This is a genomic window from Arthrobacter pullicola, assembly GCF_014836875.1.
In the GTDB taxonomy this organism is placed as follows: domain Bacteria; phylum Actinomycetota; class Actinomycetes; order Actinomycetales; family Micrococcaceae; genus Arthrobacter_B; species Arthrobacter_B pullicola.
In genome coordinates this window covers 1-891 of the sequence record NZ_JACSQC010000015.1, presented here as the reverse complement: position 1 = coordinate 891, position 891 = coordinate 1, and the positions used below count along the sequence as shown (strand labels likewise).

Below are 891 nucleotides of genomic sequence, written 5' to 3'. Positions count from 1 at the left end.
CATCCTCAGCGGGCTGACCAGCCAGCTGCCGGATCGTGACCCGGAAGAAACCGCGGAATGGATTGAATCCCTGGACGAGCTGATCCGCTCCCAGGGCACGGAGCGGGCGCAGTTCATCATGCGTTCCCTGCTCCAGCGCGCAGGCTCGCGCTCCGTCGGCGTCCCGATGGTCACCACTACCGACTACGTCAACACCATCCCCGCGGATCAGGAACCCGAGTTCCCCGGCGATGAGGAAGTTGAACGCCGCTACCGGGCCTGGCTGCGCTGGAACGCCGCGGTCATGGTGCACCGCGCCCAGCGCCCCGGCATCGGCGTCGGCGGCCACATCTCCACCTACGCCGGCGCGGCGACCCTGTACGAAGTGGGCATGAACCACTTCTTCCGCGGCAAGGACCACCCCGGCGGCGGCGACCAGGTCTTCTTCCAGGGCCATGCCTCCCCCGGCGTCTACGCCCGCGCCTTCCTCGAAGGCCGCCTGTCCGAGGAGGACCTGGACGGGTTCCGGCAGGAGAAGTCCCGCGAGGGACACGCCCTGTCCTCCTACCCGCACCCGCGGAACATGCCCGATTTCTGGGAGTTCCCCACCGTGTCCATGGGCATCGGCCCGATGAACGCCATCTACCAGGCGCAGTCCAACCGCTACCTGCATAACCGCGGGCTCAAGGACACCTCCGACCAGCACGTCTGGGCGTTCCTGGGCGACGGCGAAATGGACGAACCCGAATCGCGCGGCCTGCTCCAGCTCGCCGCGAATGACAAGCTGGACAACCTCACGTTCGTGGTGAACTGCAACCTGCAGCGCCTGGACGGACCGGTGCGCGGCAACGGCAAGATCATGCAGGAACTCGAAGCGTTCTTCCGCGGTGCCGGCTGGAACGTGATCAAGGT

Annotated in this window: 1 pseudogene; it reads left to right on the top strand. The window is 66.9% G+C overall.

Features of this window, described 5'->3' with window-relative positions:
• Position 1 precedes the first annotated feature (1 nt).
• Positions 2–891, top strand: a pseudogene (locus H9638_RS16675) (pyruvate dehydrogenase (acetyl-transferring), homodimeric type); the annotation flags it as partial.